This is a genomic window from Kurthia gibsonii (genome assembly GCF_006539985.1).
In the GTDB taxonomy this organism is placed as follows: Bacteria; Bacillota; Bacilli; order Bacillales_A; family Planococcaceae; genus Kurthia; species Kurthia gibsonii.
This window is the reverse complement of sequence record NZ_BJOB01000017.1, coordinates 1-16859: the sequence shown is the minus strand read 5'-3', so window position 1 is coordinate 16859 and position 16859 is coordinate 1. Positions and strand designations below refer to the sequence as shown.

The window sequence follows — 16859 nt, the reverse complement described above, 5'->3', positions numbered from 1 at the left end:
GTACAATAAGATATTATTTTTATACATGTAAAAATCGTATAAATAGAATGGAGTTTATTATACAAATGAATCAGAAAACAGTTGTATTAACTGGTGGCGGAACAGCAGGGCATGTCTCGCTCAATCAAGCTATAATACCATCATTTTTAGATAAAGGCTATGACGTTCATTATATCGGTTCTAAGGACGGTATTGAACAAGAAATTATTTCAGAAGCGTTTCCCAATTTACCGTTTCACTCGATTTCAAGCGGGAAGTTACGCCGCTACTTTTCGGTGAAGAATTTTACAGATCCGTTCAAAGTATTAGCAGGTGTATTCCAAGCAGTCGGTCTACTACGTAAATTAAAGCCAACGATTGTCTTTTCAAAAGGTGGATTCGTATCGGTACCGGTCGTTATTGCAGCGAAAGTTTTAGGTATTCCTGTTGTTTCACATGAATCTGATGTTACACCAGGCCTTGCGAATAAGATTTCATTACCATTCGCATCACATATTTTCACGATTTTTAAACAAACATTAAAATACTTACCATCTGAAAAATCAAGTTGTACAGGTTCAATTATTCGTCCAGAATTATTTGAAGGTGACCGCACAAGAGGATTAGCAATGTGTCAATTTACAAATGGTAAGCCGACCATCTTAATTATGGGTGGCTCACTTGGCTCGAAGTTCATTAACCAAGCGGTACGCAACAACTTAACAGAATTACTTGTACAATACAATATCATTCATCTTTGTGGTAAAGGAAATATCGACGAGGCATTAAATGAAATGCCAGGTTATCAGCAGTATGAATATGTGACGACTGAATTACCTGACTTACTTCATGCGAGTGATTACATCGTATCACGTGCTGGTTCCAATTCGATTTTCGAATTTTTAGCGCTAGAAAAGCCCATGTTATTAATTCCATTATCAATGGCACAGTCGCGCGGTGATCAAATTGTCAATGCGAAAATTTTCAAACAACAAGGTTTAGCAGAAGTTCTGCAAGAAGAAGAATTGACCCCTGAAAGCTTCATGCAGGCATTACGTATATTAAAAGAGAACGAAACAGCTCTACGTCAAAATATGACAGAAGCAGAATCACCAAAAACACCAGATGAGATGGTGGCACTGATTATGCAATATGCGAAAAAATAATTAGTTAATCGAGAGAGTCTTAGGATTCTCTCGATTTTTTATACACAAAACCCCTCCATCTAAAATGGAGGGGTTGGTTTTATTACATCGCTTGTTCTGTCTCCTGTGCTTGGCGAGCAGTGTACAAGTAGAAGTTATCTCGTTCGATTTTGAACAATTCGAATTTTTGTTCACCTGCATTGATTTCTTCGTATAGTGCTGGGTGACTTTCTTTCGCATCACACGCATACTCTAATTTCGCAGCAGCACGTTGAGATTTAATGTTCTCTTTTTTAATTTTCATAAATACAGTTTGAAAGTCTAGTTCAAAAAACAGTTCATTGAAGAAGTCTAGTTTTGCCTGTTGGTTATAACCCTTACCTTGATAAGGTAAACCAATCCAAGTGCCTAAAAAGCCAGCCTTATCTTCAATGTCGTATAGTGTAATCGTCCCGATTGGGTGGCCCCACTCGTCAAGTATTGTACGAGAAACAACAAGTCCTTGCTCTTCTTCCTCCATAAGCTGGCGAGTCATAAACCATAATTCATCTGCTGTCTTAGCCTTTTGACGGACAAAAGGGAAGACAGATGGGTGGCTTAACAATTCAAATAATTCATTACTCTCGTAAAGATCACGTTGTTTAAGCATACCTAACGCCTCCTTTTGGGTGGACCTTCAAACATACATACCATGTTCGCTCCACCTTCGAAATTTTTCATAAGTGTTGCATAAAAAATTTCGGGGTGGGAATCGAACCCACTAGAACCAGAAAACTGGTGACGCACCATTTGCCTTCCCTAAAATCTACTATTACGAATAGAGATTCATTTATGAAATTATTTTGCAATTTAAATATACAAGGAATTACATCATTTGAAAAGATAAAAATGCGAAATTTTTATCTTTTTTAAAAAATCCCTTACCTAATGACAAAAAATCTTAAAAATTGTCTAAATCGTGTCTATTCGTCTTAGTAAATTTTAAATAAGGTTTTACTATATACCCTCTTTTAAATAAAAATATGCCGTTTTAAAGCAAAAAAATATTTCAAATAAGAAAAAAATATCAGAACAAATGTATGATATTTGATATAATTTATACAATTTTTCGTTAAAAAAGTATAAAATTCTCAAAAAAAATAAATTATGACTTCAAGTGCACAGGGTTGTAACCATAAAAAATAAGAATTATGATAGAATAGACAGGAAATGTAGGGGGATTTAACGATGAAATACGATGTATTAAAAGTTCAAGGTTCAGGCAATACATTCTTTTTAATAGAAGGTAAAAATGACGAGTTGAATTGGTCAGAAGTCGGTAAATGGTTATGCGACCCAGTACAGTATGGTGGAGCAGATGGTCTACTTGTTGTGTTACCATCAGTACATGCAGATGCAAAAATGCGTGTCATTAATGCGGATGGTTCTGAAGCGTCTATGTGTGGTAATGGATTACGCTGTGTTGCACGTTATGTATTAAGTAAGATTGGTAAAGATCAAGGAATCATCGAAACGATGAAGGCAGATTTACATGTTGCACGTCATGGTGAATTAATAGAAGATATTCCTGCTTTTTCGGTAGAGATTGCACCTGTGTCATTCGATTTAGCTTCTTTACCAATGGTCTATAATGCACAGCACACATTAATTGATGAACAGATTGCTGATTTTTCAACAGAATTACGTTATACAGCAGTATCTGTACCAAATCCACATTTAATCTCAATTGTACCTAAAGCATATATTGAAGATTTTAAACATCAGGAGCAATTAGCGAAGCGCTTAAATGACGAAAATAATTATATGCCAGATGGTGTGAATGTTAGCTATGTATATCCAATCTCATCATCAGAAGTTTTTGTCCGTACATATGAACGAGGTGTTGGATTTACCAATGCATGTGGTACAGCGATGACAGCCTCATCGTTAGTTGCTTCACTTTTACACATTGTGGACGAAAATATGATTACAGTCTATAATCCAGGTGGTTTCGTTAAGTGTCACGTGCAGCAAAGCGGAACAGAAACAAAATTATCTTTAATCGGAAATGCAACATATATCGCATTATATGAATTGAACATTGATGACGAAAATCATCTTTATATAAAGGAAGAATTAACGGAGCAAAGTGAATATCTACAAAAAATAAAAGAAGTGTGTATTGCTTTTTGAAACGTGAGAAAAACAAACTCGGGGGAGTGGAAGAAATTTGAGAAACGAAATAGAAGCATCAGTGAACCAATTGCATAATTTATTTGAACATTGTGCGGATTTCGTTTTTTACATGGAAAACGTAGATGGACAATTCATTTATCGTTATGTTAATCCCGTGGCACTTGAAAAAGTATTTCAACAACAATCGCCAATCAATCAAACATTACAACAACATGTTCTAGTTTTAGAAACGCTACATGTCATTGAACGCCACTATAGACAAGCGCTTGAGACAAAAGAACAGGTTGTATTCCGAGAGTTTTACTTGTTTTCAAATACACCCACAACAAGCGAAACAACTGTTATCCCATTCGGGAATGGAGAAGCGGTCTTAGTTATTACAAAAGAAGTTAATATCTTAAAAACAATAGAAGAAGAAAATCACTTTTTAAGAACATTATTTCAAGAACAGATGGATTCTATTCTGGTGTTAAATACAGAATATGAAGTGATTAAAGCGAATAAGCGTTTTTACGAAACATTTGGTTTCCAATCAAATATTCTTAGCAGAAACTTTTTTGATATAGCAAATTTAGATGAAGAAAAAAGAGTAGTATTCTTTAATGCTCTGGCGAATGTACGCCGAGGTCGCCGTACAATTATTCGGCAAAAATTGATTAAGGTGCGACAAGAGACAGCAGAATTTATTTTGAGTTTCACACCTGTTTTACTGCATGAACGTGTTGTCGCAATTTGCATTCAAGCACAGGAATATACACGTAATATTGCGCTTCAGGAATCTTTAGATGAAGCAAGTACGATTTTGAAAGCGTATCAATTCGCTCTAAATGAAGCTACTAATCTATGTATGACGGATGCGGAAGGCGTTATTGAATATGTTAGTCCAGGATATGAAAAGATATCACAATATAAAAAAGAGGATTTAATTGGACAGACGAATGGTTTACTTAATTCAAGACAGCACCCGAAAAGCTTTTATAAAGAGATGTGGGATACGATTAAAGCGGGTCGGACTTGGCGTGGTGAGATTTGTAATCGAACACGTCTCGGAACGCATTTTTGGGTGGATACAACAATTGTACCCATGTACGGATCAGATGGCGAAATCGAACACTTCTTGTCGATTTGTTTAGACATTACAGATAAACGTGTGATGATGACAAATTTACGCAATATCGAACGCACCTTCCGTTTAATTACAGAAAATACAAATGACTTTATTGTCATTACGAATGAAGATGGTATTGTACTATATGTTTCGCCTAATCATGAATCTCGTTTAGGTTATGAAAAAGAGGAGTTACTTGGACAATTCTATTTAAGTGTTTTAACAGAAGAGAGTAAGATGGTATTAAGTACAGAACTCGATGCACTTTTAGAAAATGAAGGCGAATCACAGTTAGAATTACAATTATGTACGAAGTCAGGCGAACGTGTCTGGATTGAAGCCCATATTACAGCTGTAGAAGATACAGAACGTTCTGAAGTGTATCAATTTGTTATTATTGCCAGGGAAATAACGAAGCGTAAACAAAAAGAAGATGAGCTTCGATTCCTTGCGTATCACGATAGTTTAACGCTCTTACCGAATCGTCGTTACGTGACACTAGAGTTTCCGAATTTAGTGAAGCAGGCGATTACATCGGGGACTGCACTGACGCTACTCTATTTAGACGGCGATAATTTTAAACGTATTAATGACTTATATGGACATGACATGGGGGATGACTTCATTCGAAACTTTGGACAAGCTTTACTACAAAGTGTACGCGATCATGATATTGTTGCGCGTATTGGTGGTGATGAGTTTATCGTCATTTTATCGAATATGTCATTAGATGATGACAAGCGAAATCGTCAAACGCTACAAGCAATTGAACGTATTCAAAATACACTGCGCCGTGGTTGGATGATTGGAAGTACACACTTCTCACCAACATCTTCAATCGGTGTAGCGAGCTATCCGAAAAATGGAGAATCTATTAATGAATTAATGGGGCATGCGGATGAAGCGTTATATGTGGCAAAACGTATTAACGGAAAAGACTCATATCATATTTCAGAAAAGTATTTTCAGGAGGATGTGTAATGAAAAAAATCTTATTAGTAGAGGATGAAAAAAGCATTGCACGTTTTGTTGAATTAGAGCTACGTCACGAACAGTTCGATGTAATCGTTGCATATGATGGTCGCAGTGGACTGGACTATGCTCTTAACGAGTCATTTGATTTAATATTACTCGATGTCATGCTACCTGAATTGAACGGTATAGAGGTGTGTAGACGCATTCGAAAGGAATCGGATATACCCATCTTACTCATTACAGCGAGAGATGCTGTTATGGACCGCGTAGCGGGATTAGATGCAGGAGCGGATGACTACATTGTAAAGCCTTTTGCGATTGAAGAATTATTAGCACGTATTCGAGCAGCACTTCGACGCACAACGACAATGAAAGATGTGGAATCGACGATCCTTCGTTTCCGTGATTTATTCATTGATGAACAAGCTTACACAGTCACAGTTGAAGGACAGGTGCTTCAATTAACAAAAACTGAATATGATTTACTCGTGTTACTTGTTCAAAATCAAAATCGTGTCTGTACAAGAGAACAGATTCTTGTAGCAGTATGGGGGTATGACAGCAAGGTAGAGACGAATGTAATTGATGTATACATTCGTCATTTACGTGCGAAGTTGCCACCAGACTACAGTCATGCAATTGAAACAGTAAGAGGAGTGGGGTATGTGATGCGCACATGAAAATCAAACAACAATTGATGCAGAAGTGGATGCACCAATCGTTAAAAACAAAGTGGGCGTTCATATCTGCTTTTGTCATTTTTATTAGTTATTTATTTATTTGTGTCGTGATGTATGTATCATTACAATCATGGCTACTCTCAGACGAAAAACAGTCTGTCACACGTTCGATGAATGACCTCACATCCTTTTTTGAAAGTCGTGGTCCTTACTTAACGCTTGAAGAAGTCCAGCGCAACGGAAATTTAATCAATGGCATTGTCGATAAGAATCAAACAGCACGTATTTTAAATGCAGATGGCGTCGAAATTCTTCGCATTAATAATACGACAAAAGAGATTCCAGCCATACCATCTGATGTACCGAGCCGAGGCTATGCACTTGAAACATTAAAAGTGGATGGAGAAAAAAGTTTTGTAGCAACTGCAAAACTACGTCTAGGCGCGTTTGAAGGATATATTCAATTAACGCATCCTTTGAGTTCCTATGTATCACTCATGCGCTATTTATTAACAGCGATGATTTTAATGGGTGTGATAGCGCTTGTGTTATCATCAGCTGTTGGTTACACGTTGGCAACGAGGCTGTTGCGACCACTTGACCGTTTACGCTTTGAGATGAACCGTGTATCGAAAGAAGGGTTTGAAGCAAAAATCGAATTGCACGAACAAAGGCAGGATGAGATTGGTGACTTACTTGATGTGTACCGTAAGATGATGGTGGAGCTTGAAACTTCTTTTTTACAACAGCAACGGTTTATTTCTGATGCTTCCCATGAATTACGTACGCCGATTCAAATTTTAGAAGGTCATTTAAACTTAATTAAACGATGGGGAAAAGATGATCCAGAAGTATTGGCAGAATCACTCGATACGTCTTTACAAGAGATTCATAGAATGCGCTCTTTAATCGAAGAATTATTAGACCTTGCAAGACGTGAGAAAAAAGATATTCAAAATGGAGTAAATTTAATAGAAGAAACTAAAAAACTAATAAATGAAACAAAACAATTACATCCAGAAGCGGAAATCATACTTGTGAGTAATGAAAAGGATACCTTGAATGCAGCAATATCAAGGGATGCTTATAACCAAATTGTACGAAACCTATTACAAAATGCTATTCGTTATACCGAAAAAATTCCAAATATACGAATAAGCTTGACAAATGCGGCTGAGTGTCACAAAATCGAAGTCGAAGACAATGGTATCGGCATTCAATCAGATGCCATTCCACGTATATTTGATCGTTTCTTCCGAGTGGATGAAGCACGTTCGAGAGAGTATGGAGGAAACGGTTTAGGCCTGGCAATCGTCAAGATGCTTGTTGAAAAGTATGATGGACAAATTTCAGTATCAAGTAAGGTAGGAAAAGGCACGAAATTCACTGTTGAGATTCCTAATTTTAACAATAAAGATGGAATAAATTAAGTAATTACGTGTTTCAAGTCCAAATTTGCTGAATTTGATAAAAAATATTGTATTTTTTGTGAAGAGTAGTAAGATTGAAGGGGAAAAAAATATTATATCTAATTGCTAAAAGAATTCGCTTACATGCAAGGAGATATAATTGGTAAAATATACAGTGGATTTTCATATTATTATTATAACTATTGGAAAGATGCCACTAGGCAAAAAACTTGGAGGTTATTCTCATGTCAAACAACGTTTCACCATGGGCTGCTTTTTCAGGACCTAACCTTGGCTATGTGATGGATATGTATGACCTATACTTAACATCACCAGAGGAAGTAGATGCAGAATTAGTAGCATTATTTGAACAATACGGTGCGCCAGTTGCTCCAGCAGCACAAGACGGATCAGAAGTAGCAGCAGTTGCTTCATCAGGTAATATTACAACAATTCTTACAGCGGTTAAATACGCTGATGCAATTCGTAACTTTGGTCACTTAGCAGCAGACATTTACCCACTTCACAATCAAGCAAGAGATACGAAGCGTATTGAAGCAGCAACTTACGGTCTTACAGATCAAGATCTAATCGAAGTTCCAGCTTCTGCACTTATCAAAGAAGTACCTGCAGGTGTACGCAACGGTTTAGATGCAATCAACTACTTGAAAGAAATTTACACAGGTAAAATTGCATTTGAATACAACCAAGTTGTTGGACAAGAAGAAAAAGAGTGGATTCAAACTAAGATTGAAAGCGGTTCACTCAATGGCGCATTAACTGCGGATGAGAAAAAAGCTGTATTAAACATGTTAAACAATGTTGAAGGCTTTGAACAATTCATGCACAAAACTTTTGTCGGCGTAAAACGCTTCTCAATCGAGGGTGTTGACTCTTTAGTTGTATTAATTGATGAATTAATCAAACGTTTTGAAACAAAAGGTACAAAAGATGTTCAAATCGGTATGGCACACCGTGGTCGTCTAAATGTGTTAACACATAACGTTCACAAACCATACAAAATGATGTTGGCAGACTTTGCACACGTACCAAGCGATTTATTCGTACCAGAAGACGGCTCACTTGTTGTAACAAAAGGCTGGTCTGGCGATGCGAAATATCACTTAGGTGCAACATATAAAGCAGACAATGGTAGTCGCGTATCATTAGCTTACAACCCATCACACTTAGAAGTTGTATCACCTGTTGTAAACGGTGCAACACGCGCTGTTCAAGAAGATACATCAAAACCAGGTTTACCTGTACAAGATACTTCTAAATCAGTATCAATCTTAGTGCATGGTGACGCAGCGTTCGCTGGTCAAGGCGTTGTAACAGAAGGCTTCAACTATGCAGGAACAAAAGGATTCACAACAGGCGGTTCTGTACACATCATCGCTAATAACATGATTGGTTTCACAACAGAACGCTATGATTCTCGTTCAACTGTTTACTCTTCAGACTCTGCAAAAGGTTACGAAATCCCAGTATTACACGTAAACGCTGATGCACCTGAAGCTGTAATTCAAGTTGCACGTTTCGCAGTTGAATACCGCGCGAAATTTGGTAAAGACATCGTTGTTGACTTAATCGGTTACCGCCGTTATGGTCATAATGAAATGGATGAACCAATGATTACAAACCCAGAAATGTACAATATTGTTCATAATCACGATACAGTGCGTGCATTATACGGTAAACAATTAGTATCTGAAGGTGTTGTAACAGATTCAGATGTACAACAACTACAAGCAGATATTAAAGCAAAATTACAAGCAGAATTAGACGTTGTAAAATCAGCTGGACAAGGTGCAGAACCAGATCATTCAGTACCACAAGTTGTACTTGATGGATTCCCAGAAGTTGATACATCCGTTGAAAAAGAACGCTTAACAAAAATGAATGCTGAATTACTTCAGTTCCCTGAAGACTTCAACGTATTCAAAAAGTTAGGTAAAATCTTAAGCCGTCGTCAAGATCCATTCGAAGGCAAAGGTAAAATCGATTGGGGTCATGCAGAAACACTTGCATTCGGTACCATCATCCAAGACGGTCACCCAGTACGTATTTCAGGTCAAGATGTACAACGTGGTACATTCGCACATCGTCACTTAGTATTACACGATGAGAAGAATGGTAACGAGTTAACAATGTTACACCACATCTCAGGTGCGAAAGCTTCATTCGATGCAATTAATAGCCCATTATCAGAAGGGTCAATTCTTTCATACGAATTTGGTTACAACATTCAAAATCCAAACGCCCTAGCAATTTGGGAAGCGCAATATGGTGATTTCGCCAACATGGCACAAGTTATTTTCGATAACTTCATTTCAGCTTCACGTTCGAAATGGGGCGTTAAATCAGGTTTAGTTATCTTATTACCACACGCAGCTGAAGGACAAGGTTCTGAGCATACATCTGCTCGTTTAGAACGTTTCTTACAATTATCAGCAGAGAATAACTGGACAGTCGCAAACCTTTCAAGCGCAGCGAACTACTTCCACTTATTACGTCGCCAAGCAGCAATGTTAAATACAGAAGCAATTCGTCCACTTGTATTAGTATCACCAAAATCACTACTACGTAACCAAATCGTAGCAGCTGATGTAGATGAACTAGCGAATGGTAAATTCGAAACGGTCATTGAGCATCCTGTAACAGGTAAAGATGCGAAAAAAGTAGAGAAACTTGTCTTTGCATCTGGTAAAATGGCAATTGATATTGCAGAAAAAGTAGGAGAAGGAAAAGGATATGAGCACTTACACTTAGTACGTGTTGAACAGTTATACCCATTCCCATCTGAAAAAATTCAAGCAATCATTGAAAAATATCCAAATGTAAAAACACTTGCATGGGCGCAAGAAGAACCGAAAAACATGGGTTCTTGGTCATTCGCTGATCCTTACTTACGCGAGTTAGAAGGCGATCACGAAATTCGCTATGTAGGTCGTGGGGAACATTCTTCACCAGCTGAGGGAGATCCAGATTCATTCAAAGTAGCACAAACAAAAGTGATTGAAGAAGCAGTATCTAAATAATCGTTCATCATATTGAAGGAGGAAATTTAAAATGGCTGACATTATCGTACCAGAATTAGCAGAATCTATTACAGAAGGTGAGATCGTACGCTGGGTAAAACAAGTGGGCGACTCTGTAGAAAAAGGCGAATTCATCGTTGAACTTGAAACAGATAAAGTAAACGCTGAAATCATCTCAGAAGAAGCAGGTGTTTTAACTGAAATCCTTGCACAAGAAGGCGATGTTGTAGAAGTAGGCGCTGTTATCGCACGCGTTGACGCAAATGCAACAGGTTCTGCTCCAGCACCAAAAGAAGAAGCGCCAAAAGAAGAAGCAAAACCAGAAGCACCAAAAGAAGAAGCTCCTAAAGCTGCTCCAGCACCAGCTGCACCAGTAGTAGAAGAAACATCTTCAAACGAACGCATTATCGCTTCACCAGCTGCTCGTAAATTAGCACGTGAAAAAGGAATCGATCTTGCTGCTGTATCACCAGTAGATCCACAAGGTCGCGTACGTGTACAAGACGTAGCTGCGCACGGTACAGCTCCAGCGGCTCCTGCAGCACAAGCTACATCAGCAGCTCCAGCTCCTAAAGCTGTAGATGATTCTCGTGTAGAAGCAGTGAAAATGACACGTCGTCAACAAACTGCTGCTCGTAAATTATTAGAAGTATCACAAAACACTGCGATGCTTACAACATTCAACGAAATCGACATGACAGCAGTTATGGCACTTCGTAGCCGCAAGAAAGATGCTTTCATGGAAAACCATGACGGTACAAAACTGGGCTTCATGTCATTCTTCACAAAAGCTGTAACAGCAGCACTTAAAAAGTACCCAGCTGTTAACGCTAAAATCGTTGGTGACGAAATCCACTACAACAAATTCTATGATGTAGGTGTAGCGGTATCAACTCCAGACGGTCTTGTAGTACCAAACGTACGTGACACAGATCGCAAAAACTTTGCTGAAATCGAAGCAGACATTGCTGAGTTAGCAGTAAAAGCACGTAACAAAAAATTAGCATTATCTGACCTTGAAGGTGGTTCATTCACAATCACAAACGGTGGTATCTTCGGTTCATTAATGTCTACACCAATCATCAATGGTGACCAAGCTGCAATCCTTGGTATGCACAACATCGTAAAACGCCCAATCGCTGTAGGCGACGAAATCGAATTACGCCCAATGATGTACGTAGCATTATCTTACGATCACCGTATCATCAACGGTAAAGAGTCTGTTGGTTTCTTAAAAATGGTTAAAGATTTAATCGAAAACCCAGAAGATTTATTATTAGAAGGTTAATCACTGCCGACGGATGAAGGTTGGTCAAGCCTTGCAAACAGGACGTTTGCGCACTTGGCTTGACTACCATTCCAAGGCTTTGAGTGACTTCTTGAAATAGAGAAAAAGAGAAAGCCTCCGAGAAATCGGGGGCTTTTTTTGTGTTGTTTTTCTAATTTGATCACATTTTTGACCACAAGAGCTATAAATAAAATTCAGATAATTAGTATGTTATAAAAGAGGAATTTGGTTTTTCAATCTAGTCTAATTGAGATACTTGATTCATATTCTAAGAATGATGAGTCTGTTTTTTTATATTATTGAACAGTAAAAAAGAACTGATTTTCTTAATTCGCTTACAATTTGATAACTAATTGTTTAATATAGTAAAAAATACTATATAATAGATAATGAATTTTATGTAAACATATCATTTATTAAGTATGCTATATGGAAAAGAGTGAAGTGTATGCGAATGAGATTCGAAATTGAACCTTATGAAGATATGTTAGATGAACCATTTGAAGTACGTAGTTATTTTTTGGACCGAATCAATATGTACATAGAAAAAAATAATCGTATGGAAGAGTTTTGTACATCGACGTTTCATGCATCTATTTTATTAGATCTTGCGGAGGGCTTAGTTAACATGTATGAGCAGAAACAACAACCATTTGTGATTGAAATGTATGAAAGTACGCTTGAATATACGTTTACCTATTTCCAAAAGCTTTTGACGATTACTCGTTATGAGGGATATAACGGAGAGACGATTGAGATGATGAAGTGTCGCTTTGACGATTTTGTGGCAGCCTTTGTGACGGAATATGAGAGATACCATAAGGCAATTTTGAAGCAAGATTGTCATGCCTTTGACAATGAGCATTACTGTATGATGCGTGACCAGATTAATATTTTGAAAAATCATGTGAACGGTGTGATTTAGGAGGTGGAAATTCATGCGAATGAAATTTGAAATCGAATTATATGAGGATATGATGGGTAAACCATTTTGTTTGGATACGTATTTTAATTGTCGAATGAATATATTGATTTCTCAAAGTGGTGTAGAGAAAGAGTTTTGCACATCGACTTTTCATGCTGCAACCTTAGTCGGAATCGCTAAAGGTTTAATCGAAATATATGACGATGAAAAATCGAAATTTACAGTTGAAATGTATGAAAGTACACTTGAATATACGTTTACTTATTTCCAAAAGCTTTTGACGATTACTCGATACGAAGGATATAACGGAGAAACAGTTGAGATCATGAAGTGTCGCTTTGACGATTTTGTGGAAGCCTTTGTGACGGAATATGAGAGATACCATAAGGCGATTTTGAAGCAGGATTGTCATGCCTTTGACAATGAGCATTACTGTATGATGCGTGACCAGATTAATATTTTGAAAAATCATGTGAACGGTGTTATTTAGAGGGCGATAAGCATTAAATCATAAAAAAATTCATTTCCTTTTATATTTATACGTTTCTGTAGTACAATAGAAGTGGAGGGGATTAAATGCTTACTAAAATTAGAAAAGTGAAATTCGAACCCGCAACAAAAAAAACCGTTTACCAAGTCATTATGGAATGTCCAGAAGGGCAGCAGTTATATATCAAATTTGATTATACACAAGCAACAGGAAACTTTTGGCCGCTACAAGTAATCTACAACAAAAAAGGCTATGGCTCTAAGTTAGCATGGTACACGCAAAAAGTTGAAAAAATGCCTGTTCAAGAATTTTTAGGCAACATCTCGGCAAAGATTAATCGCAAGTACGATTTTACATTTAAAGAACCTTTAACAAAATAACGAATTACCTATTATTCTAGGAAGGCGGGGCTTCATTCATCACGAGGCGACTTCGCTTGCCTTTTTAGTTTAGAGGGATTTTGAAACAGATGTAAACAATGGAGGAGACTTCGTTGTTTTTTTATTTCTAATTTTATTTGTGCGAACCTTAGGTGAACATGAAAACCCAGGGAGGTTCGCACCAAAAAAACGAGATTTATTGAACAAATAACACCATTAAAAATAATATATGGTAAAATAAAGAGGCGATTTGATAAAAAAAGATGAATTATATTCTTTTTTAACATAAAATCGCAGTCTCACTCTATATGAGTGAGTGGATTGAAATTTTGATACGATGTGTTTCCGTGCGAACGGTCCGAGTCTCACTCTATATGAGTGAGTGGATTGAAATAGTGTGTGTGCATGGAATGTTATTAATTACAGACGTCTCACTCTATATGAGTGAGTGGATTGAAATCCCATATCATTCTGTACAACTAGTACAGGACGTATGTCTCACTCTATATGAGTGAGTGGATTGAAATAAGAAACTGTAAATGCGAATTTAACTACAAATAATGTCTCACTCTATATGAGTGAGTGGATTGAAATAAAATGATATGGGGAATAAATTCAGTCCTTGTTTGTCTCACTCTATATGAGTGAGTGGATTGAAATGCAAACTCTATTATTGTATAGTAGAGGTACCCTTCGTCTCACTCTATATGAGTGAGTGGATTGAAATTAATTTTCGCGTCCGTTTCAGCGTCCACTTGCCGTCTCACTCTATATGAGTGAGTGGATTGAAATAAAAAATTAAGCACATTTGTTAAAAAAGTAAAATGTCTCACTCTATATGAGTGAGTGGATTGAAATCTGAAAAAACTCAAGATTTTAACGGAATGGTGTTCCAGTCTCACTCTATATGAGTGAGTGGATTGAAATACTGTAACATCGAGTCGTGCATCGTTTACAAGCGCGTCTCACTCTATATGAGTGAGTGGATTGAAATAATTAATACATAATCCTTTTCTTTCAACTCATCGTCTCACTCTATATGAGTGAGTGGATTGAAATTCGTAATTAGATAGAGAATTCTTTTTAACCCCGATGTCTCACTCTATATGAGTGAGTGGATTGAAATAAAGGGAAGATTAGTATTAAATTTTATGAGGAATGTCTCACTCTATATGAGTGAGTGGATTGAAATTTGGACATCGTGTTGATATGCAATACCAAAGCACGGTCTCACTCTATATGAGTGAGTGGATTGAAATTTCTAGCTGGTTAACTAACTTGATTAGCTGTTCTTGTCTCACTCTATATGAGTGAGTGGATTGAAATGTAATTTTCAACCACTCGAAACGTCGGTTTTTGTCTCACTCTATATGAGTGAGTGGATTGAAATGTGCGCAGTGGCGGAAAAAAATCTTCCACGATAATGTCTCACTCTATATGAGTGAGTGGATTGAAATGTTTATCTAAGTCGGTCAACTTCGGTGACGGTAGTCTCACTCTATATGAGTGAGTGGATTGAAATAATCGCTTGATGACTTACGAGCAGCACAAAAAATGTCTCACTCTATATGAGTGAGTGGATTGAAATATACATATCACTCCAAAAACTTTTATTTTTTCCGTCTCACTCTATATGAGTGAGTGGATTGAAATGTACTAGCAAAATCTGAATTAAATGTTTATTTTGGTCTCACTCTATATGAGTGAGTGGATTGAAATTGGACAACTTTTATCATTAACTTCACCATTATCGTCTCACTCTATATGAGTGAGTGGATTGAAATTAATGGTTTGTAACCTAAATCATCTACATCTACATGTCTCACTCTATATGAGTGAGTGGATTGAAATTAAATCAGTAAACGGTTTAATTGCAGCTGGATTATGTCTCACTCTATATGAGTGAGTGGATTGAAATTAAATTAGCCGCAATAAAAATATTCGCCTCATTTGTCTCACTCTATATGAGTGAGTGGATTGAAATATTATCAGTAAAGTATTCATGTAAATCAATATGACGTCTCACTCTATATGAGTGAGTGGATTGAAATTAAATCTCTTTTAACTGTAAGTGCGTTATAACCACGTCTCACTCTATATGAGTGAGTGGATTGAAATTAAAATCTCCGTCAAGATGTCTTTAATCCACTGTTGTCTCACTCTATATGAGTGAGTGGATTGAAATGTGTTGAGAAAAACAAAAACTACGTCACTATGAGTCTCACTCTATATGAGTGAGTGGATTGAAATTCCAAACTGTGATGTTTATAAAATCCGCTTTTTGTCTCACTCTATATGAGTGAGTGGATTGAAATATGATTATTGTCTTTCTTAACTCTATGCTTGAAAACGTCTCACTCTATATGAGTGAGTGGATTGAAATTGGAACTGCTGTGTACCACTTGTTATAAATTTCGTCTCACTCTATATGAGTGAGTGGATTGAAATGCATTGGATTTTTCTTAGCATTACACACCCTAAGTCTCACTCTATATGAGTGAGTGGATTGAAATAAAAACAGCAACTTTGAATATACTGATGACAAAGTCTCACTCTATATGAGTGAGTGGATTGAAATACAAAGGAAGCATTGGTGTTTGTGTAGTAGATGGTCTCACTCTATATGAGTGAGTGGATTGAAATGCTTTTTGTGCTGCTCTTAGATCCTCGATTGACTGTCTCACTCTTTATGAGTGAGTGGATTGAAATTTAATTAAAGATTGGATAAAGTTAAAACTATTTGTCTCACTCTTTATGAGTGAATGGATTGAAATTGCGACACGTAATGTCACGTCAAAGCCTGCTGTACGTCTCACTCTTTATGAGTGAGTGGATTGAAATACCAGGTGCTGGTGTCGTTTTTACATACGTTGCTGTCTCACTCTTTACCAGTGAGTGGGTTGAAATTCCATCGCGTGTATTTAAATTTTCGATATTAAAGTCTTACTCTATATGAGTGAGCATATTGAATACTGTCGAAGATTTTAAAACAGTCACTGATAAAAAATTACTTATTTTGCTCTTTTATAGGCATACTATTGTGGTAAGTTTTTATTACTAGATTTTTAAATTCAAAACAATAAAATAAAAAGTTATCAATTACCCAATTCATTTATATAATCGTAACTATCGTTGTCCTTATAGTGTTTTTTTATAATTTATTTAACATTAATGTTTAAAAAAGTAACTAAATAGGTATTGTTTAACTGTCATGTTCTACATGTGGATTGAAATTAATTTTTATATTTTTAAGCTTTTGTTTGG

At 36.7% G+C, this 16859-nt stretch carries 11 protein-coding genes and 1 CRISPR repeat array; of the genes, 10 read left to right on the top strand and 1 reads right to left on the bottom strand.

The window, feature by feature from the left end; all coding sequences use genetic code 11:
* Positions 1-65: 65 nt before the first annotated feature.
* Complete coding sequence (locus tag KGI01_RS07060; protein ID WP_141274110.1) at positions 66-1145, top strand: undecaprenyldiphospho-muramoylpentapeptide beta-N-acetylglucosaminyltransferase; 1080 nt, start codon at positions 66-68, stop codon at positions 1143-1145.
* Between the two features lie 82 nt (positions 1146-1227).
* Here KGI01_RS07060 and KGI01_RS07055 read toward each other — a convergent pair whose 3' ends face one another.
* Positions 1228-1773 carry a GNAT family N-acetyltransferase gene (locus tag KGI01_RS07055; RefSeq protein ID WP_068453994.1) on the bottom strand — a complete coding sequence of 182 codons (546 nt, stop codon included), beginning with the start codon at positions 1771-1773 and terminating at the stop codon, positions 1228-1230.
* A 578-nt stretch (positions 1774-2351) separates the two neighbouring features.
* Between KGI01_RS07055 and dapF the strand changes: the two genes are divergently transcribed.
* From dapF to KGI01_RS07010, 9 genes are all read left to right on the top strand, one after another.
* The gene (dapF, locus tag KGI01_RS07050) at positions 2352-3296 is read left to right on the top strand and encodes a diaminopimelate epimerase (protein ID WP_141274109.1); all 945 of its coding nucleotides are present in this window, start codon (positions 2352-2354) and stop codon (positions 3294-3296) included.
* Between the two features lie 37 nt (positions 3297-3333).
* A complete protein-coding gene (locus KGI01_RS07045) occupies positions 3334-5388 on the top strand; it encodes a diguanylate cyclase domain-containing protein (protein WP_141274108.1) in 2055 nt (684 codons plus the stop codon).
* Entirely contained in the window at positions 5388-6062 is a 675-nt protein-coding gene (locus KGI01_RS07040; protein WP_141274107.1) for a response regulator transcription factor, read from the top strand. The genes KGI01_RS07045 and KGI01_RS07040 overlap by 1 nt, the downstream gene beginning before the upstream one ends.
* Positions 6059-7492, top strand: coding sequence for a HAMP domain-containing sensor histidine kinase (locus KGI01_RS07035; RefSeq protein ID WP_255314755.1), 1434 nt, complete (start codon positions 6059-6061; stop codon positions 7490-7492). The genes KGI01_RS07040 and KGI01_RS07035 overlap by 4 nt, the downstream gene beginning before the upstream one ends.
* A gap of 224 nt (positions 7493-7716) precedes the next feature.
* The gene (locus tag KGI01_RS07030; RefSeq protein ID WP_141274106.1) at positions 7717-10512 is read left to right on the top strand and encodes a 2-oxoglutarate dehydrogenase E1 component; all 2796 of its coding nucleotides are present in this window, start codon (positions 7717-7719) and stop codon (positions 10510-10512) included.
* Positions 10513-10543: 31 nt separating this feature from the next.
* Complete coding sequence (gene odhB, locus KGI01_RS07025; protein WP_141274105.1) at positions 10544-11800, top strand: 2-oxoglutarate dehydrogenase complex dihydrolipoyllysine-residue succinyltransferase; 1257 nt, start codon at positions 10544-10546, stop codon at positions 11798-11800.
* 448 nt (positions 11801-12248) lie between these two features.
* On the top strand, positions 12249-12725 hold the full coding sequence (locus KGI01_RS07020; RefSeq protein WP_141274104.1) for a hypothetical protein: 477 nt from the start codon (positions 12249-12251) through the stop codon (positions 12723-12725).
* Positions 12726-12738: 13 nt separating this feature from the next.
* A complete protein-coding gene (locus KGI01_RS07015; RefSeq protein ID WP_141274103.1) occupies positions 12739-13215 on the top strand; it encodes a hypothetical protein in 477 nt (158 codons plus the stop codon).
* 86 nt (positions 13216-13301) lie between these two features.
* A complete protein-coding gene (locus KGI01_RS07010) occupies positions 13302-13595 on the top strand; it encodes a hypothetical protein (protein ID WP_141274102.1) in 294 nt (97 codons plus the stop codon).
* A gap of 296 nt (positions 13596-13891) precedes the next feature.
* Positions 13892-16567: a CRISPR direct-repeat array (repeat unit 32 nt; unit sequence GTCTCACTCTATATGAGTGAGTGGATTGAAAT).
* Positions 16568-16859: the final 292 nt, after the last annotated feature.

What these genes read in the sequence shown, in the direction of transcription:
- KGI01_RS07060 (WP_141274110.1), top strand. Translation starts at nt 66, where the DNA reads ATGAATCAGAAAACAGTTGTATTAACTGGTGGCGGAACAGCAGGGCAT.
- KGI01_RS07055 (WP_068453994.1), bottom strand. Translation starts at nt 1,773, where the DNA reads ATGCTTAAACAACGTGATCTTTACGAGAGTAATGAATTATTTGAATTG.
- dapF (WP_141274109.1), top strand. Translation starts at nt 2,352, where the DNA reads ATGAAATACGATGTATTAAAAGTTCAAGGTTCAGGCAATACATTCTTT.
- KGI01_RS07040 (WP_141274107.1), top strand. Translation starts at nt 5,388, where the DNA reads ATGAAAAAAATCTTATTAGTAGAGGATGAAAAAAGCATTGCACGTTTT.
- KGI01_RS07035 (WP_255314755.1), top strand. Translation starts at nt 6,059, where the DNA reads ATGAAAATCAAACAACAATTGATGCAGAAGTGGATGCACCAATCGTTA.
- KGI01_RS07030 (WP_141274106.1), top strand. Translation starts at nt 7,717, where the DNA reads ATGTCAAACAACGTTTCACCATGGGCTGCTTTTTCAGGACCTAACCTT.
- odhB (WP_141274105.1), top strand. Translation starts at nt 10,544, where the DNA reads ATGGCTGACATTATCGTACCAGAATTAGCAGAATCTATTACAGAAGGT.
- KGI01_RS07020 (WP_141274104.1), top strand. Translation starts at nt 12,249, where the DNA reads ATGCGAATGAGATTCGAAATTGAACCTTATGAAGATATGTTAGATGAA.
- KGI01_RS07015 (WP_141274103.1), top strand. Translation starts at nt 12,739, where the DNA reads ATGCGAATGAAATTTGAAATCGAATTATATGAGGATATGATGGGTAAA.
- KGI01_RS07010 (WP_141274102.1), top strand. Translation starts at nt 13,302, where the DNA reads ATGCTTACTAAAATTAGAAAAGTGAAATTCGAACCCGCAACAAAAAAA.